The organism is Spirosoma pulveris (genome assembly GCF_054781875.1).
The window spans coordinates 1,680,934-1,703,857 of record NZ_BAAGTO010000001.1 but is presented as its reverse complement, the minus strand read 5'-3'; the positions used below and the strand labels follow the sequence as shown (position 1 = coordinate 1,703,857).

General features: G+C 51.8%; 17 protein-coding genes. 6 read left to right on the top strand and 11 right to left on the bottom strand.

Annotated features, from left to right (window positions below; genetic code table 11):
- Positions 1–140: 140 nt before the first annotated feature.
- Both ACYVJM_RS06890 and ACYVJM_RS06885 read right to left on the bottom strand, forming a co-directional pair.
- Positions 141–1,454: a sialidase family protein gene (locus tag ACYVJM_RS06890; RefSeq protein WP_461147452.1), complete on the bottom strand. Its 1,314-nt coding sequence runs from the start codon at positions 1,452–1,454 to the stop codon at positions 141–143.
- Positions 1,455–1,492: 38 nt separating this feature from the next.
- Positions 1,493–3,922 (bottom strand): TonB-dependent siderophore receptor, encoded by a 2,430-nt coding sequence (locus ACYVJM_RS06885; RefSeq protein WP_461147451.1) that lies wholly within the window; start codon positions 3,920–3,922, stop codon positions 1,493–1,495.
- Between the two features lie 435 nt (positions 3,923–4,357).
- On the opposite strand from ACYVJM_RS06885, the gene ACYVJM_RS06880 reads away from it, so the two are divergent.
- Positions 4,358–4,723 (top strand): hypothetical protein, encoded by a 366-nt coding sequence (locus tag ACYVJM_RS06880; protein ID WP_461147450.1) that lies wholly within the window; start codon positions 4,358–4,360, stop codon positions 4,721–4,723.
- Between the two features lie 237 nt (positions 4,724–4,960).
- Positions 4,961–5,314 carry a hypothetical protein gene (locus ACYVJM_RS06875; RefSeq protein WP_461147449.1) on the top strand — a complete coding sequence of 118 codons (354 nt, stop codon included), beginning with the start codon at positions 4,961–4,963 and terminating at the stop codon, positions 5,312–5,314.
- A 623-nt stretch (positions 5,315–5,937) separates the two neighbouring features.
- Here ACYVJM_RS06875 and ACYVJM_RS06870 read toward each other — a convergent pair.
- The 3 genes from ACYVJM_RS06870 to ACYVJM_RS06860 all read right to left on the bottom strand — a co-directional run bounded on the left by ACYVJM_RS06870 (position 5,938) and on the right by ACYVJM_RS06860 (position 8,007).
- The gene (locus ACYVJM_RS06870) at positions 5,938–6,183 is read right to left on the bottom strand and encodes a hypothetical protein (protein WP_461147448.1); all 246 of its coding nucleotides are present in this window, start codon (positions 6,181–6,183) and stop codon (positions 5,938–5,940) included.
- A 442-nt stretch (positions 6,184–6,625) separates the two neighbouring features.
- Positions 6,626–7,315 (bottom strand): DUF421 domain-containing protein, encoded by a 690-nt coding sequence (locus ACYVJM_RS06865; RefSeq protein WP_461147447.1) that lies wholly within the window; start codon positions 7,313–7,315, stop codon positions 6,626–6,628.
- Positions 7,316–7,317: 2 nt separating this feature from the next.
- On the bottom strand, positions 7,318–8,007 hold the full coding sequence (locus ACYVJM_RS06860) for a YetF domain-containing protein (protein ID WP_461147446.1): 690 nt from the start codon (positions 8,005–8,007) through the stop codon (positions 7,318–7,320).
- 178 nt (positions 8,008–8,185) lie between these two features.
- Here ACYVJM_RS06860 and ACYVJM_RS06855 point away from each other — a divergent pair, with 178 nt between their 5' ends.
- The 3 genes from ACYVJM_RS06855 to treY are packed head-to-tail and all read left to right on the top strand — an operon-like array spanning position 8,186 to position 14,639.
- A complete protein-coding gene (locus ACYVJM_RS06855) occupies positions 8,186–9,928 on the top strand; it encodes an alpha-amylase family protein (protein WP_461147445.1) in 1,743 nt (580 codons plus the stop codon).
- A gap of 51 nt (positions 9,929–9,979) precedes the next feature.
- Positions 9,980–11,893 carry a malto-oligosyltrehalose trehalohydrolase gene (treZ, locus tag ACYVJM_RS06850; RefSeq protein ID WP_461147444.1) on the top strand — a complete coding sequence of 638 codons (1,914 nt, stop codon included), beginning with the start codon at positions 9,980–9,982 and terminating at the stop codon, positions 11,891–11,893.
- On the top strand, positions 11,835–14,639 hold the full coding sequence (gene treY / locus ACYVJM_RS06845) for a malto-oligosyltrehalose synthase (RefSeq protein ID WP_461147443.1): 2,805 nt from the start codon (positions 11,835–11,837) through the stop codon (positions 14,637–14,639). The genes treZ and treY overlap by 59 nt, the downstream gene beginning before the upstream one ends.
- 87 nt (positions 14,640–14,726) lie before the next feature.
- Here the strand turns inward: treY and ACYVJM_RS06840 are convergent, their stop codons facing one another.
- The 6 genes from ACYVJM_RS06840 to ACYVJM_RS06815 all read right to left on the bottom strand — a co-directional run bounded on the left by ACYVJM_RS06840 (position 14,727) and on the right by ACYVJM_RS06815 (position 21,664).
- The gene (locus tag ACYVJM_RS06840) at positions 14,727–15,785 is read right to left on the bottom strand and encodes a glycosyltransferase family 9 protein (RefSeq protein WP_461147442.1); all 1,059 of its coding nucleotides are present in this window, start codon (positions 15,783–15,785) and stop codon (positions 14,727–14,729) included.
- A 46-nt stretch (positions 15,786–15,831) separates the two neighbouring features.
- Positions 15,832–16,809, bottom strand: coding sequence for a glycosyltransferase family 2 protein (locus ACYVJM_RS06835; protein ID WP_461147441.1), 978 nt, complete (start codon positions 16,807–16,809; stop codon positions 15,832–15,834).
- Between the two features lie 3 nt (positions 16,810–16,812).
- Entirely contained in the window at positions 16,813–18,606 is a 1,794-nt protein-coding gene (locus ACYVJM_RS06830; protein ID WP_461147440.1) for a carbamoyltransferase family protein, read from the bottom strand.
- An 11-nt stretch (positions 18,607–18,617) separates the two neighbouring features.
- The gene (locus ACYVJM_RS06825; RefSeq protein ID WP_461147439.1) at positions 18,618–19,694 is read right to left on the bottom strand and encodes a glycosyltransferase family 9 protein; all 1,077 of its coding nucleotides are present in this window, start codon (positions 19,692–19,694) and stop codon (positions 18,618–18,620) included.
- A 66-nt stretch (positions 19,695–19,760) separates the two neighbouring features.
- Positions 19,761–20,360: a D-glycero-alpha-D-manno-heptose-1,7-bisphosphate 7-phosphatase gene (locus ACYVJM_RS06820; protein ID WP_461147438.1), complete on the bottom strand. Its 600-nt coding sequence runs from the start codon at positions 20,358–20,360 to the stop codon at positions 19,761–19,763.
- Entirely contained in the window at positions 20,357–21,664 is a 1,308-nt protein-coding gene (locus tag ACYVJM_RS06815; RefSeq protein WP_461147437.1) for a glycosyltransferase family 4 protein, read from the bottom strand. Before ACYVJM_RS06815 ends, ACYVJM_RS06820 begins: the two co-directional genes overlap by 4 nt.
- A gap of 251 nt (positions 21,665–21,915) precedes the next feature.
- Between ACYVJM_RS06815 and ACYVJM_RS06810 the strand changes: the two genes are divergently transcribed.
- Positions 21,916–22,902, top strand: coding sequence for a glycosyltransferase (locus ACYVJM_RS06810; protein ID WP_461147436.1), 987 nt, complete (start codon positions 21,916–21,918; stop codon positions 22,900–22,902).
- Positions 22,903–22,924 lie beyond the last annotated feature (22 nt).

The following is a 22,924-nucleotide window of genomic DNA, read 5'->3' as shown; positions in this document are numbered from 1 at the left end:
ATCTACGAATGGGAAGGTAAGTTTTCCCGTCGCCGGTGTAACGATAAAAAGCCCCGGATATGGATGTAGGCCGGGGCTTTGCATAAAAAGAGAAAGAAAAGTTAATCGACGTTGACTAAATCAGACGCTGGAACGGCTGCTTAAAGGTCAATCTGAGCGAGTGCTACAGAGTTTTTGTTGTTGGGCTGTTTCACTTCGTAAGCAACCAGAAGCTGATTGTCGACAACGAGGCCGCTGGCGTTAGTGCCGTTAATTGCGTTCTTTACCAGTTGCGTGGCTGGATTCTGGTCTGCTTTGATGTTCTTGTAGGCGATGACCGAGTTTATTCCTGCCTCCGATGTCTGGTTTTGTTCCCAAAGTAATACAGATGCTTTTGGGGCTGCCACCAGATATGCATTCTTAGCCGTCGGTTCGTCCAGCACGAACAACCGTTTTCCCTGCTGATTCACCACTCGAATGCCCGGCGATTCCTGCGTACCCGAAAACCACGCAATCAGGTTCGTGCCCGCGCCAACACTGGATGTTGGCCCCGAGTGGGGGCAGCCGTTGATCTGCCAGTTGTCCTTGAAGAGAATCTCGGATTTGGTGAACGTCGCGCCATTATCTGTTGAACTCATTTTGGCGATGTCGCGGATATTGTCCTGATTCTCCCGATAGTATAAGTTCAGGGTACCCGAATTGTCGACCAGCAGACTGATATTACAGCAATCGCAAACGAAGGGATCTATGATGCGTTCGCGGCTGAACTGGTTGCCTTTCGAACTAACAAACCGCATGTCCCGCTGGTGTTGTTTCCCCTCAATATCGTTCAAATAAGCCACGCCAATTTCGCCGTTGGGCAGTACGGTCGCATCGAAAAAGCCCCGGACGATGTTCGGCGTTTTATCGGCATGTACCGGCAAAGGCTGGCTCCAGGTCTTGCCCTGGTCGTTAGAATAAGTGTAGACAATCTGTAAATCGCTGGGACGGCCACCGCCACGTTGAGCGCCTTTGGATGGGACTTGCTGATGGGCAGTACCGTGGTCATGCCCGGCCGCAGCGGCTTCGTGATTGGTGTGGGCAGGTTCTGCCTGTGGCGCCTGGGCTGCCTGCTGGGGAACACCCGAACCAGGTCCGCGCAGGGCGAAAACGGCAACGGGTGTACCGTCTTTTTTGAAGAGCAGCTTGGGCCGCATCAGCCGCGAGTTTCCAATACCAGCCGATGAAAAGATGAGTTTTTTGTCGCCGAAGGTTCTGCCTTTATCTGCCGACTCGGCCCAGTAAAAATGAACGATACCATCCGCGTCTTTCTCCGTCCACGACAAAGCAACGGCACCTTTGGGCGTTTTGGTCAGCGTGGGAACGGCATAGGCCCGGGTCGTGTCGCTGAATTTACCACTATCGGTCGCGTAACCGGTTAGACCAACGGCCAGGAGGGCGCCGAAGCACACGAATGTTTTTACCAGCTTATTCATTATCAAGTATGGTTTTGGTTTAATATTGATTTCAGGTTTTAGAAACGGTAAGAGACCGTTGTGACGACTTGCCGGGGCGGGATCGGCATGATGCTGTAGCGGTCGTGGATCAGATAATTCAGTTCATTGGTGAGGTTCGATACTTTGGCCAGCAGCGATACCTTCCGATACGTATACCCGGCCGACAGGTCGAATGTGGCAAAGCCGGTTAGCGGAATCAGGCGGCTGAACTCCGGCGTTTGGCCAAAGGTGTTGTTGTTCCCTCCAAAACGGGCACCGGTATAAAAGGCCGAAGCACCCAGTTTAAGCCCCCGTAATGGCGACCGGTCAACGGTGTAGAACAGGGTGAAGTTAGCGGTATGTGCCGGGTTGTTTGTCAGCCGTTCTCCGTCAATATAAGATCCCTTCACCTGCGTCGTTTTTGTGTACCGCATGAAGTTATACCCGTAACCGCTGATGAAATAGAAATTTTTGGAGAGATTACCGGTCAGGTCAACTTCCAGCCCATCGCTGGTGGTTTGCCCCGTAAACTCTTTCACATTGGCGTCTATATTGGGCGAGCCATCGAGTCTGAACGGGGCCATCAGAGCCAGGTTGCTGTTTACAATGTGATAGACGCCAACGTTAGCCGTGATACGGCCATCCAGGAATTCATTTTTAACGCCCGCTTCGTACTGATCAACAATTGACGGTTTTAAGAGCTGCCCGTTGATGTCCACACCGGTATTGATGGTGAAGTTGTTGGCATAACTTCCGAAGAACGATGTTCCTCGGGTTGGCTGGTAGATCAAGGCTACTTTTGGTGAAAAAGCAGCATCGGTCTTCGTTTCGGCCGGGCCCCGCGTTTCCGTTTGGGTTCGTAGATCTAGAAGTGTAGTCCGAACTGTTTTCTGCTGCGACCAGCGCAGGCCGGCCAGTACTTTAAGTTTATCCGTCAGGCTGATTAAATCCTGGGCGTAAAATCCAAGGCGGACCGATGGGGAGGTTGTGCGAACAGTGGCGGTTGCATCCGGAATGTCGGAGCGAGTCTCGTATTTCGCTGGGTCAAGGATATTTATTTTATCATAAGTAGTCACGGCAACACCATTGCTGGTAATAGTAAAGGCATTGCTTTGGTTAACAATCCCTACCAGATCCGAACCCACCAGAATCTGGTGCCCAATGGCTCCCGTACTGAAGCGACCGTTGAGGTTTATCTGGCCTGTGTAGTTGTTCTCGGCAGTTTTTGTGCGACTCAATGCCCGATTCCAGTCGCCGTTGGCGGCAACGTTATTGTTGGGAACGCCAGCACCGTAGGCCGATACATTCGTCTGCTGCGCTGCACCAATCAAGGTTAGTTTCCACTTGTTACTGAAAGCATGATCAACATTGATCGAGCCGCTTGTCTGTTCTACATTATTGTAGGCCCAGGTTGTATTGATAAATCGCGACCGGGGCACAGTAGGGATGATGGCATCCTGATTGGCATTTAGCGAACCAATACCATTATCGGGCGTTAGGTTCGATTTCAGGTAATCCCCCTGAAGCAAAATGGACGTTTTCTGGCCGAGTTTATACAGTAGTGATGGGTTGACATAAACACGGTCGGTTTTTACCACATCCCGGTAACTTCGGGCTTTTTCAAAAGTGCCAATTACGCGAAAGGCCAGATTCTTCGCCAACGGCCCGTATACATCGACTGTTGGTTTGTATAACCCAAAACTACCCGCGCGCATGGACACCTCACCCCCAAAGTCAAACTTCGGTTTCTTGGTGACCATATTCACAATAAGCCCGCCCGATACATTGCCGTATAATAAGGACGAACTTCCTTTCAGCACTTCTACCGATTCCAGGGTGCTGGCTTCTGGAAAACCCATGGTATTTGTGATGACCCCATTCTTGAAGATACTTCCTCCCGCGCCGGCAATACCTATGCTGTACCCGCGGGCCGAAAAGGTTTCGGCTACACCGCCCCGCTGCTGCGTAAGGGACACGCCACTCACGTTTTTCAGAGCATCGCCCAATCGGGAAATCTGTTGATTTTCAATGACGACGCTGCTCACAACACCCGTCATTTGGGGTAAGTCGAGGGGGGCGATACTGGCTTTACCAAGCGTAACCGCCTTATTGGTCCCCATCACCTCAACTTCACTAAGCTGTGCTGCATTTTCGACCAGTACAAAGTCGACCGTTTCTGTCTGACCGGCTCGTACACGGACAGCTTTTTCCTGGGTCTGTAAACCAACAAAGGTAACGCGTACTGTATACGCTCCCTGATGGATGCTCTTCAACAGAAAAGAGCCGTCTTCGGCTGTTACCGTACCGATCCGGGTGTCTTTAAGTCCAATGTTAACAAAGGACGCTGGATTGCCATCGTTGGTCATGACAACTCCTTTGATGGTTCCCTGATTTTGCGCTGTTGCAGTCAGTGCAAAGAAGGTAAGCAGGGTACTTATATAAAAGAGGAAAGTATAAGTTGGCTTCATTTATTTAGAATAATTATAATTAGCATCAAAGCTAGAAGCATAAATCAGGATGTCAAAGCTTATTTAGAATTATTCTTTATAATTAAGGAAATAGACTATACATTCCCGACAAGTTCCAATAAATGGATTGACGTCAGCTTAAAAAAATAGAGGGAATGAAACCGTCTGATAAATAATTTGCCTTAGAAAGTATACTTGATATAGTGGCTAGTGTATTTTTTATACTTTTGGCCAGGTTAACAGGCTAGTTTTATACAAATTCCTTAAAGTAAAGTCTACGCGATCTGGTAGTAACATGTTGTTTTTGCAAGTCGGTAACAGATGGAGGGTAGGCTTACTGTTAAGGTCCACTATCTGAAGTTACTTCACCAGACCGCGCTGATGTTTGGGAATCTGTCGGGCTAAATAGATTGTACACTTAACGTTTTCATAATTATGAAGTCACTGCTACAAGGAGATGCATTTGTCGTAATTGATGATGCAATTGTGAATCAGTTTGTGATCCAGATCAAAGTCAAGAAGAGTTGGCGAACCATAGAGCCTTATATGACCGGTCTTAAACGCGACACACTAACATCGGTCGTTTACGGCTTTTGCCGGGATACAGTCCCATCGGCCTCGTCGCCGAGTAGATGGCAATTTTTCAATCTGGATGACATTGACGCCATTGAAGTGACCAACTATTCATTTCAGCCTCATGTTGACTATAAAGGTAAAACTGATGCCCTACTGAGTGTTTATCGAAAACTGAACCCAGCCTGGATTCCTGAAGAGTTGCTTCAATTAAGTGTAGCCGAATAAGTGCTGGTGACTTGTAAAAACCAATGTGCTTTTATATAAATAAACTGGCTTACCAAAGGTAAATTGCTGATAATCTTCCTCTTTTTACCCGAACAAAAAAAGTATATAGCGCCCGGAGTCACAGTCTTTAATTGTATGAGAAATGTAAAAAATGGCTTCACTAAATAGGGGTAAGGCCATTTTTTTTGCTATCTTTATGTTTCATCTAAAACATAAAGATAGCAAAAGTAAAATACGATGAGCGATATAAACTTAACGGGTTCAAAAGCAATTATCCGCTTTATGCTCTATACGGACGTAAATCGCAGGCGAGCAGCAAGAGTTGGAAAGGATCAGGAAGTTGATCTGGAACTCGTTTTGGGAAACACATACGACTATGGCACCCGGCATGAGCTATTGTTCGATGAATTAGACGCTGAGCCCAGTCAATACGTTGTCGCAATGCTCCCTTATTATCGGCAGATACCTCATCCAACTAGGGCAGATGATTTCATACAAGTTCGACTCGTTTATTTAACGACCCTTGCCCTTTGGCCATTCTTTGAGCCTATTGCCGACGAAATGCTGAATAAAGCCATGCTTCCTGAATAAATATCCTGAAGAGCATGTCATATAACTCCATCTTAATATGGTGTCTTTCTCAACGAGTTACCTTTGAGCAGACAATTAGATAAATGACATCACTGGTATTAATTAAACGCCAGTTCCAATGGGACTGGCGTTTTTTTATTTTTTAAGCCGCCGGCAGATTTACTCCACCGATTAGCGCTGTATAGGGGTAAAATCTTTCACCAATTTTCGTACTTAAATAATTGCCCAGGTTAATACCCCAAAAAAAGTTATCGTTAGTCCCATGAAGACGGTTATGACATTAAGACAGGCTGGAATACAGTCTTCGCGTTGCTGTTCGGTCATGTCCGGATGAAACTCAACAAATTGGTCAACCAATTGCCGAACAAAACTTTTGCGTAAAATTTCGTAAGTAACCATATTAATTAATAGTTAGCGTTTTGCGTTTGCATCTACACGGAGGAGTGTAACTTTCTTTGTAAGGTGCTATTTTTTCGGGAAAAAGTTAACTCTTTTTACATAACGCAAAAAAGTCCTTAATGGTTATACAGAAGTAATTAATATATAGATAATATGATGTTGTGGGATAACTATTCTTAACTGTATCTTATTTTTTGTCGTATATCGTGGATAAATTTCTATTATTAATTCTCGAGCGAAGAGATGTCCCATTCGGCATAATAGCCCCCCATCTCAATTAAAGTGTATAAAGTAGCCCTAAGCAGGGTTGTCATTGGGCCATCGTTCATTAAAATGAGCTTATGATTACCCTCCTGGTAAAGACTAAAAATATCTTCCTGGTTTAACGGGTTGGTTAATAGCCATTTGTCCGCCAGATATACGGGCTCAATGCCAGTACGGATACTGACCCGTTGAAGTATTTCTTCCATTGAAGGGAGCGAACTGTCAAAGTGAACTTCTCTACTAAAAACCATTATTTCAGATTGTATTAAGGCGATATGCTAACAAAAGTCAGCATGTAAGCTATTTCGTGGTATATTCGCTTTATCAAAGGGAGTTAAACGATTCCCTTATGGTGTGGATAGAAGCGGAAAGCAGGCTGACAATGTTGGTCTGCTTTTTTTTATTTGGCTTGATTGACGCTTTCTACCGACCCCAATTTATAGTTAACTAGTGGTTTCTACTTACTGTTTTCTATGAACGGTTATTAATAGACCATATTTTCTTTAAATTGGTTTATTGATTATATAGCACGAAGTGCTTTAATTGAAAGCTACACAAATGTAAAAAGACTCATATAAATTATAAGTAGAATTCAGGAGCACAAAACAGATTATATTAAGCTTCTATACCAATACTTACTAAGTGCAATTACGCTAAGGCATGAACCCACTCGCTATGACCGCAGTTGGCGCAACTGTCACCGGACTTAGTTGGCTTTGGCTGTAAATTACCGCATACGTAGCAAACACATTGATCCCCCGCTTTCTTTTGCTGATCTACAAACTCAGTATCCCATTCCGGAATTATAGATAGGCCCGGTCCAGGTTTAGGGTCTATAATGAGTGTAAAGGCACCATTGGCTTCCATGTACAGGCGTTTAACCTGCCCCAGGTGGATAATACTCCCCGACCGGAGCTGGGCAAAAAGCAACTCGCGCGTCACACGTGACTCGGTCAGCCCGCTGAGTTGAATAACTGAATTTTCGACAAGGGTTGTGCTAATTCCCTGACTAAGGCCTTCAAATTTCTCATTTTTAGCTGCCAAGGAGGATATTAGTCGTTGGGTAAACACAACCACCAGGGCAATAACCACAACGGGGAATAATCCGCGCTGTGCGTCCAGAATCGGAATGCCGACTGCAGCTGCCAGCGAAACCATGGCGGCCATCTCATTCCGGCTAAGTCGGGAAGCCATACGTCGGCCCATCAGGCGCATGGAAACGATCAGAATCAGGTAAACCGCAGCTGCCCGGATCAGGATTTCAATATAAAACGTTCCGGGAACCTCGCCAACGAGAATCCGAAGCCAGTCGTACAGATAAATGTCTTCTTTTTTCATGATCAGCGTACTGCGGGTATCCATTTAGTGGCCTGGCATACCGGACAATGGCCTGGTTGAGGTGGGCTGGGTACCGTATTGCCGCAGTTGGTGCAGGCGAGAGCCTCGGATTCCGGTTGCTCATGAATGGAGTGAATCTCTTCGTCGGAGGGCTCAAATACCGATAAACCCGGCTTTCCGGGCTCAGCCCGATAAATACTGAACATACCGTACGCTTCCAGATACAGTCTTTTCACATCGCCCAGGTTGTACACGTTTTCACTCCGAAGTGCGGCAAAAACCTGCTGATGCGACAGCCGGTTCGACACCATCTGTTCCAGTTGAAAAACGCCGTCTTTCACCAGTACCGTGGCGGTTCCCTGAATGATTTTTTCGGTTTTGCTGCTTTTGATTCCGAGCCAGTTGGTACCTCGTTGAAAAAGAAGTGCACAAAGCAGCGCCAGTACTCCCGACAGTAAACCCCGGTCGGGCAACTGCATGGCCGGAGCTATGATGGCTCCCATCGTCAGCATTACAGCCAGCTCCAGATTGGTAAGCTGTCCGTTCATTCGCTTTCCCAATAGCCGCATCACGATCAGCAAAATAAGGTAGATCAACGATGTTCGGATGAGTACCTCCACTAAAAATTCAGCTGGGGCATCGCCGAGCAGAATCCGTTGCCAGTCTTCTAAATGAATAGCCTCTTTCTTCATATGGACTTAACTTTATGGGTAATCAAATGGATAAGCTTTCATTTGAGAATCTAAATTTTCTTATGGTACCTATTGAATAAGTACAACAAAATGACCCTCCAGGAAGAGAAACGGTAACTTGCCTAACAGGATGGTCCGTTATGGAGTTATTCTTCCAGATGGCCAGCCCTGTTCTTCTATGAAACGACTTTTTGTTCTGCTATGCGTTAGTATCCTCGTATCCTGCCAGTCGAATTCTACCGAATCCAAAGCTGATGAAACGCCACCCATTCCGGTGCCGACTGATTTTGTGGAGGAATTATGGTATAAAAACAGCCTTATTTGCAACGTTGATGTGGAGGTCTTTAAAGACTCGGACGGTAACGGTTACGGCGATTTCAAAGGGCTGACGCAGGAGCTGGATTACCTTAAAAGGTTAGGCGTACAAACTATCTGGCTAGCTCCCTTTCAGCCAACGCCCAACAAAGACGATGGCTATGATATCTCAGACTTTTACGGCATAGACACTCATCTGGGCACCGTTCAGGATTTTGATGAATGCTTGCGACAGGCCAATCAACGGGGCATTCGCATCATAATGGATTTAGTCACGAACCATACCTCCGATCAGCATCCGTGGTTCAAGCAGGCCCGGCAACAGAAAAATTCACCGTATCGGTCATGGTATGTCTGGTCGAAGGAGCGGCCTGAAAAATGGGATTCGGGCATGGTATTTCCGGGCGTACAGAAGGCCGTCTGGACGTTCGACAAGCAGGCGGGTGAATATTACTACCACCGGTTCTACGATTTTCAGCCGGACCTCAACATGCAGAATCCGGCGGTGATGCAGGAAATGCGGAAGATTGTTCGCTATTGGCTGGATAAGGGCATTGCCGGTTTTCGGGTAGACGCCGTCCCGTTCCTGATTGAGGTGGCTAACCCCGGCTTCGACCCCGACAAACCCCAGCATCAGTTTGGTATCATCAGCCAATTGCATCAGTACGTTCAGTGGCATAAACGGGATGCCATTTTACTGGGCGAAGCAAACGTCGACCCGAAGGAGCAGGAGCCGTATTTTGGCAAGGAAGGACAGGGAATTCATACGATGTTTAACTTTTTCGCCAATCAGCATTTGTTCTATGCGTTGGCAACGTCAGATACGAAATCTCTGCAAAAGGCACTGGTCGATACCAAAAATATCCCGCCAACGTCTCAGTGGGCGCATTTTCTGCGAAACCACGACGAAATTGATCTGGGTCGGCTCAGCGATGAGGAACGGGAAAAAGTGTACGCCAAATTCGGCCCCGATTCGACGATGCAGTTGTACGATCGGGGCATTCGTCGGCGGCTGGCGCCTATGCTCGCCGATCCGCGTCTGGTCGAACTGGCTTACAGTATGTTATTTTCGCTGCCCGGCATGCCCGTTATCCGCTATGGCGAGGAAATTGGCATGGGCGATGATCTGCGACTCAAGGAGCGGCTCTCCATTCGGACGCCCATGCAATGGTCAACCGGTACCAATGCCGGTTTCTCAGCTGCTGCCAAACTGGTGCGCCCCATAATTAATGAAGGGCCCTATAGCTACAGCCGGGTCAACGTAGCTGCCCAACGGGCCGACTCAACGTCGCTGCTCAATCGGGTGGCCCGCTTCGCCCGTTTGCGCAGACAGTACCCCGAGATAGGATGGGGCAACTGGAAACTGCTTGACACGGGTTCAGAAAACGTGCTGGCCATTCGGTATGACTGGCAGGGACGTTCGCTGCTGATGGTGCATAATTTCAGCGCCGAACCAAAATCATGCACCCTGAATGCTTTCACCAAACCAACGGGCGTTTTGGTCAATTTGCTGGATAACAGTACAAAGCAGTCGGGCCCTAAGGGTACTGTCACTATTCCATTAGCAGGATATGGGTATACCTGGTATCGACTGAAAACCAACTGATTTTTGTTCTGCGGAAGTATCGCCCTGTCGGTACTTCCTACTTTTCCTCTTATGGATCAACTCAACGTAAATAAACGATCAATTGGCATCAGCTTTCCTAATAAACCCGATGCCGAGGTAACGGTCTGGGCACCAAAGGCTACTCAGGTAGCGCTTAAAGTGCATACTAAGTCGGAGGCTTTACCACTGGCCCGTGGTGCTCTTGGCTACTGGCACCTGACTACCGATCAAATTAAACCCGGCGATCAGTACACCTTCGTGCTCAACGACAACCAGGAATACGCTGACCCAGCATCGCTCTATCAACCACTAGGGGTAGATGGCCCTTCGCAGGCGGTCGACACCGCGGCCTATTATTGGGAAGACCACAGCTGGACAAACCATTCGCTGGACAGCTACCTGATTTATGAACTTCATACCGGCTCATTCACTGAAACGGGTACGTTTAAAGGCCTGGAAGCCAAACTGGACTACCTGAAAGCATTGGGAGTGACGGCCATCGAAATTATGCCCGTATCGCAGTTTCCCGATTCCCGGAACTGGGGTTACGACGGTGTGTACTCGTTTGCCGTGCAGAACTCATACGGAGGTGTTCCGGGACTACAGCACCTAGTGAACCTTTGTCATTATAAAGGGTTGGCTGTTATTCTGGATGTGGTATATAATCACTTCGGACCGGAAGGAAACCCGATGGAGAACTTTGGTCCCTACCTGACGGATAAGTACCGAACGCCCTGGGGGAGAGGCATTAATTTCGATGATGTCTGGTGCGATGGGGTCCGGCGTCACTTCATTGAAAATGCCCTGATGTGGTTTCGGGACTTTCATATCGACGCCCTGCGGCTCGATGCCGTTCATGCCTTGAAAGATTTCAGCCCCGTCCATATCCTCCAGGAACTCCGGCAGCGGGTCGACGAACTCATACGCTTAACCGGGCGTCAACATTACCTGCTGGTCGAATGCGACCTGAACGACCCCCGTTACCTGAAACCGCTATCCGAACAGGGCTATGGCATGGACGCTCAGTGGATCGATGAATTTCACCACTCGCTTCGGGTAGCGGTTGGTGAAGATAAAACCGGGTACTATGCCGATTTCAACGGATTGGATCACCTGGCCAAGTCATATAAAGATGGGTATGTTTATGATGGGCAGTTCTCCAACGTTCGCCAGAAGCTGTTCGGACAAAAGGTTCATGACAATCCGGGCGAGCAGTTTATCGTCTTTTCACAGAACCACGACCAGATCGGGAATCGGAAGCAGGGTGAACGGTCAAGTCAGTTGTATAGTTACGAAACACTCAAGCTAATGGCCGGTGCGGTGCTGGTGAGCCCCTTTATTCCGCTGTTGTTTATGGGTGAGGAATGGGGCGAAACAAACCCGTTTTTCTACTTCGTTAACCATACCGAAGCGGATCTGGCCGCAGCTGTCCGGCAGGGGCGAAAAGATGAGTTTGCGGATGAAGATGACGACGGCCCGGACCCGCAAACGAAAGAAACATTCGAACAGACAAAACTGCAATGGCAGTTACCCGCCCAGGAGCCGCACCGGACGCTACTACACTATTACCAGACGCTGATTGCCCTGCGCCATCACCTGCCGGCCCTGTACCATCTCGACCGGAACCACCTCGACGTCGATGCTGATACCGATAAAGAGCTTTTGACCGTACATCGCTGGCACGAAGATCAGCACGTACTGTGCCTGATGAATTTCTCTAAACAACCCCAGTCAACAACCCTTTGTGTATCGGGTGAGGACATATGTTGGGACAAACTGCTGGATTCTGCCGATGCGCAATGGCAACCGAATGCGCCATCGGCCCGCAGCGAATGCCCGGCTCTAATCAATAACGGCGATACTATTTCGCTACAACCCGAATCATTTATTCTTTACGCTCAACACCATGAAAAATCCCGTTTCCACGTACCGGATCCAATTCCACAAAGACTTTACCTTTCGTGATTTTGAGCAAATCATCCCGTATCTGGACCAACTGGGCGTCCGTACGCTGTATGCCTCACCCATTTTTGAAGCCGTACCCGGCAGCCTGCACGGCTACGATTCGGTAAACCCCCAGCGCATCAACCCCGAAATCGGTACCGAAGCAGAACTGCAAGCCATTAGCCAGCAACTGAGCCAGCGGGGCATGAGCTGGATACAGGACATCGTGCCCAACCACATGGCCTTCGATCCGCATAATTTGTGGTTGATGGATGTGCTGGAAAAAGGCCAGCTGTCGCCCTACGCCACGTTTTTCGACATCGACTGGCAAAGTCCCGTCCATCAGGGCCGACTCATGGTGCCCTTCCTGGGTTCACCGCTGGATGAAGTCATCGACCGCAACGAACTCACCGTCGACTACCGGGAGGGGAAGTTTGTCATTACTTATTTCGACACGAGCTATCCGCTGCATTTACGGGTCTATAGTCCCATTTTACAGGCTGGCGGTGCTGCTATTCCTGACGCGGTACAGGCGTTGATAGATCAATTAAGTCTGCTTGAGCAGTTTAGTGATACGGATGCTTACGCCCATTTATCGGATACCTGTCAACTGACGCTCGCCGGACTGATGGCTAAGAACGACAAGGAAGCATTTGTCCGGAGTTGTCTGAGGGTCGTTAATGAAAACCCGTCGCTCATCAAACAGATCGTTGATTGGCAAGACTACCGGCTGTGTTATCACGGCGAAACCGACCAGCAGATCAACTACCGGCGTTTCTTCACGGTCAACGCCCTCATCTGCCTCAACATTCAGGACCCGGCCGTCTTCGATGCGGTACATCAACTACCCAAAGCTCTGCTCGATGCCGGCGTTTTCCACGGCCTGCGGGTCGACCATATCGACGGGCTTCAGGACCCCAAACGCTACCTCCAAAGACTGCGCCAACTGGCCGGGCCGGAGGCTTACATCGTCGTCGAGAAGATTCTCCAGAATGATGAAGAATTGCCTGCGGACTGGCCCGTACAGGGCGCTACAGGCTATGCTTACCTCTCGATGGTCAATAATCTCTTCACCCGCACCGAGAGTGAAGCCAGCTTTACCCGCTTCTACCACGCCCTGCTGGGCGAGAAAATGGCCGTGCGGGCGGAGCTGCACGACAAAAAAGCCTATATCCTCTACCAGCACATGAACGGCGAACTGGATAATCTGTACGCCCTTTTCCTCGATTCAAATCTGTTGGATACGTCGGTGCGGGCGAGCGTGCCGGAGGACAGCCTGAAAACGGCCATCGGTGAGTTTCTGATTCAGTGCCCCGTCTACCGCTACTATGGCAACCAGATGCCGTTGAGCGAAGAGGAGACCACGGCCGTTCGGACCATCTTCAGCCGCATCCGTAAGCACAAACCCGAACTGGCCCCCGCCGTTGGCCTGCTGGACGAAGCCCTGCTGCAGAACCCGCCCTCGGCCCCGGCCGATTATCAGCAGCGGGCCTTGCGGTTCTACCAGCGGTGTATGCAGTTCACCGGTCCGCTGATGGCCAAGGGTGTGGAAGATACGCTCATGTACACCTACACCCGCTTCATTGGCCACGACGAAGTGGGCGACTCGCCGGCGTACTTCGGCCTGACGGTCGAAGCTTTTCATCAGAAGATGCTGGACCGGCAGAGGCAGTGGCCGCTGGCCCTCAACGCCACCTCCACCCACGATACCAAGCGAGGGGAGGATGTGCGGAGCCGATTGAATGTGCTCACCGATCTGACCGACGAATGGATTGCCGCCGTGCAGGAGTGGCAGCAGCTTAACAAAGCTCTGAAGTCGGCTGATACGGGCAGCGACACGACCTCCGAAGCCCCCGACACCAACGACGAGTACTTTATTTACCAGACGTTGGTGGGCGCGTATCCAATGCCGGGTAATGATTCTGCTGCGCTTACGTCTGAGGAGGCTGATTTCCCGGATCGTTTGACGGAGTATCTGCAAAAAGCCCTACGGGAAGCCAAGCGTAACTCGACTTACGACGCCCCCAACGAAGCTTACGAAACCGCTACTCAGACTTTCGCCGTGGAGTTATTGGACAGGAACCGGCCATTCTGGGCCAGCTTTCGCCAGTTTCATCAACGCGTGGCCGATTTCGGTATCATCAACTCGCTGGCGCAGTTGGTACTCAAATGTATGACGTCCGGGGTGCCGGATATCTACCAGGGCTGCGAGGGCTGGGACCTGAGTCTGGTCGATCCCGATAACCGGCGTCCGGTTGACTTTGTCAGTCGCCAGCAGGCACTCAGCGAGTTGCTGAAAGACGCATCCGATACCCATTGGGCTGATTTATGGGCCAGTCGGTACGATGCCCGCATCAAACTCTGGCTGGCGCATACCTTGTTAACTGAGCGCAACCGCCATCCCGACCTGTTTGCCTTGGGCGAGTACCTGCCGTTAGCGGTGGAGGGTCGTTATAAACGGCATGTGCTGGCGTTTGCCCGTCGGCAGGGAGAAGTCTGGTATGTGGTTGCCGTACCACTGGGTCTGGCTCGCCTGTGCAGTGCGGAGTCGACGGATGTGTTTGGACTGGATTGGCAGGATACACGGATCAGTCTGCCCGCTGAAGCGCCTTCTGTCTGGCAACACCAACTTGTGAACAGCCGGGGCGCGGTGAATGATGGGATCTCGGTTGCCGAATTATTTACGGCGTTGCCCCTGGCCGTACTCAGTCTGGAGCCTGTAGACTACATTCAAAAGGCCGATGTCTCCTTATCCGGGATGAATTAATCCTGAACTGCACGCAAGTTGAGCCACTCGGTCAGACAACATCTGGCTGTGTGGCTCAACCTGCGGGCAACGTTGAATAAAGAGCATTTAGCCTGTAACGGCTTTCGTCTGCGTTTCCAGGTAATACGGACGGTAAGTCGTTAATAACGAAATGGCCTCTTCCATAACCCTGTGCGTGTCTTTGGCATCGTCTTCATAAATCACCCGGTGCCGACTGGTGTCCAGTGGCCCCCATTCGGCGGGGTCTGCGGACGTGAAGAGGATGATGCTGGGGGTGTGACAGGCAGTGCCCAAATGGCCCACACCCGTATCGTTACTGACCAGAAGGGCGGCAAATTGCAGAATGGCACCTAGTGTAGCCAGGCTCGTTCGCCCGGCGAAGGATACGGCCGGGTAATCCATCCGGCTCTGAACTTCGTCGATGATCGGAATTTCTCCGGCCGTTCCGGTTAATACAATGGTATACCCTTTGTCGGCCAGCGCATCGGCTACGTCGGCGAAACGATGGGCAGGCCACCGTCGACCCGATACGCCACCGGGATGGATGCATACATACTGACCGGGTTCCAGTCGGCTTTCGGTCAATAACCCCAACGCCTGCTGACGGGCCGTTTCGTCGGGTTCAAATTCAAGAGCGTCGCCCTGAAGAGCAATGTCCAGAAAGCTCATCAGGCTCGTATGCCGATGCACTTCGTGACTTTTGACCGGATAGGGGAAAAACAGGCCCGAACGGGTGACCCACTCTTCCGATTTCATGCCAGCCGGATAATATCCGCCCAGCGCTTTGGCGCTAACGAGGCTCAGCATGGCATTGACCAGTGTACCATTGCCCTGCATCTGCAGCACTACATCCCACTGCCGGGTTTGCATCTGCTGCAAAAAAGCAACCGTTTTTATGGGGTCGATGGGTTGCTCGGGCAGGCCGGGCCAGCCGGGAAAGGCGATAAACTCATCAAAATAGCGCGGATAACTGGTAACGAATTCCTTGGCCCAGGGCAAGCCGATCAGCGCGATATGAGCGTCTGGAAACGCAGCTCGTAAGGCTCTGAATGCCGGAACTGCACACAAAAGATCGCCGAGCTGGATTGCCCGAAAAACAGCAATTCTCCGGGGCGCGTACCCCAGTGCATGTGTCAACTTATCCATATAAACTGAAAGGGTGTAGGGTGGCGGAACCTCTGGAAATCACCGACTACCAGTACCAGACACGAAACGAGAAGGCACCATACAATCGCCAGTAGACCGATAGAAACGGCGTTGCCAGACTGGTGAGCAGGGCCGTTTTTACCGTCGTACTATTGATCGGCTGGTTGTCTAACCGTTCGTTAATAAGTACCAGTGTGAGTAACAACCAAAGGCTAAATCCAAAGCCAACTACTTGACTGTTACCTACAAGTAAACCGATAATTCCAATCAGCAACGATAAGACGCTCACATAATACCGAATCACAAGCCATTTATAGGCCGGTATCCGTTCGCGGAACAGAGCCGGATGCTCTTTATAGAGAAGGGCATCGTAGCGATTCTTTCGTTCGTCGCGGAGGGGGGCGTACCACGGTGCCGACCGTATCGGATGAACGATCACCGCATTGGGACAGGGCACTATTGGAATGCCGGCCTTAATGATCTTAAAGTGTAAATCGCTGTCTTCACGCCAGGCAATGTCGAACCGCTCATCGAAACCGCCCACTTGCTCCAGCACCGATCGCCGACAGAATAGATTAGCGGTCACAAACTCGGCGGTTTCCAGTAGTGCCGTTGTTTTGTCGTGATGCGAAGGCTGTTCGGGCATCGGCATAGTGACCCGGCCGGTGATCACCTGCGCACCCCGCTGGAACTGCACCATCGCCGTACTTAACCAGACTGGCTGGGGTAAACAGTCATCGTCGGTGAAGGCGATGAACGGCGTCCGGGCCGACCGCCAGCCCGCATTACGGGCGGCTGCCGGTCCCTGGCGCTTTTGCTGGCCCAGGTAGCGGGTCGTTAAACCGGTCTGTTCCGCAACGGTCTCTACCAGCTCTGCCACGGCTGCTTCATTTCCATCGTCCACGACAATGACCTCAAACGTCTCCTTAGCCAACAACTGTTGGCTAAGCGACATCAGGCACTTACGCAGCAGGGCCGGTCGTTTGTAGGTGGGGATGATAACGGTAACCATAGCTTGTTCCATGCATTACTGAGCGTCTGCAGTGATGGTTTCGGTTTGGGTTAGCTCCTGATAGGTATCGCCCAGACCGTCCCGGTTTTTTTCCAGCATAAACGAACCGATCACCAGCGCATCGAGGGGTGATGTCCAGAACGATTCCACGGCGTCGCGAGGGGTACAAACAACCGGTTCGCCACGGGTGTTGAACGATGTATTGACCAGCACCGGTACGCCCGTTTGCTCGGCAAAGGCTTTAATCAAATCGTAATAGGGCTTATTCTGCTGTTCGTTTACCGTCTGGATACGGGCGGTTCCATCGGTGTGGGTAACGGCCGGAATGGCATCGACCATCTCCGGACGTACGTCGTTCACGAACAGCATGAACGGTGATTGGCGGGCGTTCAGGAAATACGCGTCGGCGGCTTCCTCCAACACGGCTGGGGCTACCGGACGGAAGTCCTCGCGGTCTTTCAGATCGTTCAGTTTCGCCTGCATTTCGGCTGGAAAGGGGGGCGCCAGAATGGAGCGGGCACCCAGCGCACGCGGGCCAAATTCCATTCCCTGCTGGAACCAGCCAATGATATGACCCGATGCCAGGTAGGCCGCAACTTCCTGCGAACGATTTGTAAGCCGCCGATAATGAAGCTTTGACCAGCGAAGAAACGATTCAATGTCGTCGTCGTTGAAGCTTGGGCCGAGGTAGGCGTGGTGCATTTCGTAACGTCGTTCGGCACGCTCTGACAAAGGCCGTTGTTGGGCGTCGATCCACATAGCGGCTCCGAGCGCGGTACCGGCATCACCGGCAGCCGGTTGAACCCAGATGTTCTTGAACGGACCTCTATCGCGCAGACGGGCATTCATCACGCAGTTGAGCGCAACACCACCGGCCATGCAAAGCGAGTCGGCCTGGGTTTTTTCGTGAAGCCAGTTGAGCAGGTGAAGGACGGTTTCCTCCAGAACGGCCTGAACGGAGTGCGCCAGATCGAAGTGAAACTGCTCCAGCGGACCACCGCGCCGACGAGCCGGACCGAAGGTTTCTTCCAGCTTCAGCGGGGCAATGGTGTATTGCCCACCCTCGCCCAATTGAATGACCTGCCGGAAATAATCGACAAACGTAGGTTGCCCATAAGAAGCCACCGCCATCACTTTGTATTCGTCCGACGAGTGCAGAAAACCAAGGTAGGTTGTCAGTTCTTCGTACAGTAGCCCGAGCGAATGCGGCAGTTTGACCTCGTCGAGCAGGGTCATGTCGTTGCCGTCGCCCAGCCAATAGCTGGTTGTTGCCACTTCCCCGCGACCATCGATCACGAGCACCGCAGCCCGCTCATAGGGGCTCGGCTGGAAGGCACTCGCTGCGTGCGCCAGGTGATGATTCACAAAGTGCCACTGGTAAGGACCCTGTGCCGTAGCTCCCCGAAACCGGTCGGAGAGGTGCAGCGGAACACCATCGACCAGATGGCCGGGCGCGTTCAGGATCGAGGAAAGGAACAGTCCGTCGTAGGGATTTTGCCAGCCATTGAGCGAGTTAACGCCCGGACGCAGCGGAATTTCAACGGTATTTTTAGCCTGATGGTCGCCAATGACCAGGTTCGGGTCGAAGGAGTACGCAATATGGTCGATGTCGGTCAGGTTAATGCCTGCCGTTTTCAAGCAGAAATCAATGGCGTTATACGGCAGCTCGTAGGTGGAAAAGGGGATTGGGCGCTTGCCGTGTTTGATGTGGGTGAAGCGTTCTTCTTCGGCAGCGGCCAGTACCACACCGTCTTTGACAAGGGCAGCCGCCTGGTCATGGAAAGCCGCGTTGATTCCTAAAGTATACATACGTTGATTGGTTAAGCGATTGGTTGCCATTGAGCCATAAGGTCGTGTACCGCCCGGATAATGGCTTCCGGAGAGGCAACCGGTTCCGCTGGCTCCGGAAACTGTTGTAAGAGTTTATTTTTTGAACGCAGAGAGTCAGGAACGTCGAAATACAACACCCGGCTGGGTACTTGCCAGGGCGTGTGCTGCGGATTCGTTTTAGCGTATAGCACCACAACAGGCGTTCCCAGCGCAGCCGCCATATGAACCGGCCCTGTGTTATTGGCAATGAGCAATGGGGCCTCGGCCAGAAGAGCCGCCAACTCACCCAGGCTAAGCCGACCGGCTAGATCCACGGACTGTCCGGCCAATTGTTTCTGGATCTGGCTGGTCAGCGGTTGCTCGCTTTTGCTGCCCGTCAGCACTACCTGGTAGCCGGAATCCTGAATAAGTGGTAGAAGCGCCAGCACGAATTTCTCGGCCGGGTACCGTCGTTTCTCTTCACTCACGCCCGGATGCAGTACTAGCCACGGCCGTTGAAAATCGAGCCCGGCGGTAATCAAAGGTTGGCGTATCCGTTGCTGATCGGCCAGGGGTGGCGTCAGGGAAAGGCGATGGTTAGCTGTGTGGCAACCAACTTCCCGTACCAGATCCAACTGTCGAACAACTTCGTGCCGGGTAGCCACCAGGATTTCGGGATCAGGCACCCAGTCGGTTATAAGGTGGTACGGATTCTCCCGGCAGTAGCCCAATACGCGGGGAATACCAGCCAGGTAGCAGAGCATGGCTGTTGGCAGCGGATTCTGACTCTGAACCGTGAACAGAATGGCTGCATCGAAATGGCAGCTTCGTAAGCGGTCGGCGAGGGCAACGACCTGGTCTGGCTGCTGTTGCTGTCCCGCTACCCACGGCACATCGAAGGAAATTACCTGATCAACTTCCGGGATAAACTCGCCAATGGCCGCTCCTGCCGACGAGGTCAGCAACGTCAGATGGGTGGCCGGCCAGGTTGTTTTCAGGGCGCGAAAGGCCGGTGTCGTCATCAGGACATCGCCCATATTATCCAGCCTGACGCACAGAAGACGCAGCTCGTCTTTCCAGAAATTCATACGTTGTGTCGTGCGTTGAGGTACATGTTCCGGTAATTTATGGCTGAGTGATCAGCCAGCGGGTGGTTAACTCGGGTAGGCATCGGAGCTGTCCGGCCGTACCCACCGGCGGGTAGTGGCCAGAATATAGTCCGTGGCTTCGCTGAGTGTATTAGCTCGCGTGGTTGGCAGCCGGTGGCTGTTGATAAGCCATTCCGTTTCGTTGCCCCGGTCGATCAGTACGGTTCGACAACCGGCCCGATTTCCGGCTTCTATATCATTAAGGATGTCGCCTACCATCCACGACTGACTCAGGTCAATCTGGTGTTCTCTGGCGGCTCTTAGTAAAAGGCCCGGTCTTGGCTTCCGACAGGTACAGACCCAGTCGTACCGCTTTACGGTCGCTCCCGGAAAATGCGGGCAGTAATAGAACCCATCCGGTTCAGCATCGTAGGGGCTGAGCAGTTCCGTAAGGCGGTTCCAGACACCGGGGAGTCTGCTTTCGTTGAAGTACCCGTGTGCAACACCCGACTGGTTGGAAACGATGATCAGCTTGAACCCGGCGGCCCGCAGGCGGCATAAACTGCTTCCGGCATCGGTATAAAGTGTGATTTTGGCTGGATCGACGTTATACGGAATGTCGGGAATGAGGGTTCCGTCTTTATCCCAAAAAATAGCCTTGTTCACGATCGGTCCGGAATTGGTAAAGATGATGTCTGATGGCCAGTGGCCCGCAGCCAGAAACCCGTCTGAACGCGTCCGTTAGTGATCAGGTCATATAAATCGGCGGTTTGCTGGGCTACCCGCGTCCAGGTATACCCGGTCTTTACGTGCTGGATAGCCTGCTGGCTGTAACGCTGCCGAAGGGGTTTGTTAGTAATTAGTACCGCCAGCTTCTCGGCCAGAGCCGAGGGGTCATTGGGCTGCACCAGAAACCCCGTTTTGTTTAGCAGCACCGTGTGTTTGATGCCTCCAACGGCCGCTCCGATAACGGGTGTGCCACAGGCCATAGCCTCCAGTGGGGTAATGCCAAAGGGCTCGTACCAGGGGGTTGTCACGAATACATCGGCGGCACTGTAATAATGGCGGAGTTCATCGCGGGTACGGCTTCCGGTAAACGTGACCAGATCTGTTACACCCAGCGCCAGCGCCAGTTTTTGAAGTCGGCCAATTTCGGGCGTGAGTTCGGGGTCGGGCTGCCGGGAGTCGCCCCCCACAATCAGGAGTCTTGCGGCAAGGCCATGCGTTTGCCGGAGGATGGCCAGAGCCCGTATAACATTGTCGACCCCTTTGCGGGGAACCATCCGGCCCAGTTGCAGCAACATCGGTTCCTGCGTATCGAGGCCCAGCGTCTGGCGGGCCAGCTCCTGCCGAATGGGGAAGAAGTCCTGTGGATTATACCCGTTCGGAATGATCGAAATTTTCGACGCATCGGCGCCGTAAAGTTTTATCAGGTCGTCGCTATCCTGTGGGCAGAGGGCTACAATACCGTCGGCTTCCTGCATGATCCGCTTTTCAATCAGGATGCGTTCGATCGGAAAACCGTCTGAGCTACCCTGGCATTGCCGACGAACCAGCCCCAGTGCATGAAAGGTGACTACAAACGGGATTCGGTGTAACTGCTTGATTTTTAGAGCAACCAGTCCCGACATAAAAAAGTGTGCGTGGATAACGGCGTAGTTGAGCGCGTGCGTATGAATAAATCGGCTCATATTCTGCGCAAACTCGTCCATGTGAGGCAGCAGGGCTTCTTTGGGAAGGTACTGCCGGGCTCCGGCTACCAGATGAATGACGCGGACGCGAGGTTGCCACTGTACGATTTCGGCCTCCGTTGGCGAGCAGCACCGGGTAAATACGTCTACGCTAAATCCCAGGTTTGCCAGCTCCTTTGCCAACTCAGCGACGGCAATATTCTGACCGCCTGCGTCGACACCACCAATGGCTGCCATCGGCGACGCATGTTCGGAGATAAGCGCTAGCCTTTTGTCCATAGCCCGTTCAGTTTATGTTGAGGTAATTAGAAAATGGTTCTGTACTCATCGGATTAACTTCACCTTGTTGGGGAAGGTTAGTGAGTGCCCGTATGACGAAGCGTTTATGTTCAAATAGTGAGGTAACGGAACCCACCCCTAAAAAAGAGCCGGAATAGGGAAGGCTGGTAAACAGTTGGTAAGCCGGGGGCGTTAGTCAACTCAATCTCAGGGAGCAGACTTTGCTCGCCAACAGCTTGATTTTAGAACCAATGCGACGATTGAATATTTTGATTTGGCACATTCACGGGGCCTATTTAACCGCGATCACGCAGGCAGAACACAACTGGTATTTGCCGGTTAAACCCGGTGCGCCCGAGGGGTACTGCGGCCGTGGGCAGGATTCGTCCATGCCCGATTACGTTCGGGAAGTACCGGCAGAGGATATCCGAAACATGGACCTTGACCTGGTCATTTGCCAGACACCGCAGAATTATCAGTCCGACCGGTTCGAAATCCTGTCGCCCGAACAGCGGCAATTGCCTACCATTTATCTGGAACACAATACCCCCGAACCGCATCCAACCGATTCGAAGCACCCGGCCGCCGACGATCCGGGCGTTACGCTCGTGCATGTAACAAATTATAACCGTCTGATGTGGGACAACGGCCAGACGCTCACCCGCGTTGTCAAACACAGCGTAGCTATCGATCCAACAATACGGTATACGGGCCAGCGCCGGGAGGGGCTCGTGGTCGTCAATGAGCTTCAGCGCCGGGGCCGCATGGCAGGCTTCGATCTATTTGATCAGTTTCGGCAGCAGTTGCCGCTTACGGTAGCGGGTATGAAATCGGCAGAAATTGGCGGTATTGGGGAAATTCATTACACTCGCCTGCACCAGACCGTTGCCCAGTATCGGTTCCTGTTTAGCCCCATGCGGTACAGCAGCCTTCCGCTGGCGGTTATTGAAGCCATGACTATTGGCATGCCCATTGTGGCCGTGGCTACTACCGAGTTACCAACGGTGATTCAAAACGGCGTACACGGATTTGTATCCGCCGACCCGGTCGAACTGCTGGCGGGTATGCAGTTTCTGCTGGATAACCCAACCGAAGCCCGGCGCATGGGCGATAATGCCCGGGAACTGGCCATGCGTGATTTTGGGCTGCCGCGTTTCATTAATGACTGGAACTCCGTGTTTATGGAAGTCCTCAACGGTTCGCCAAAAGCAGTTTCCCTCAACGAGACAGCCTATTGATTACGAGAGAGTTGTTTTGCCT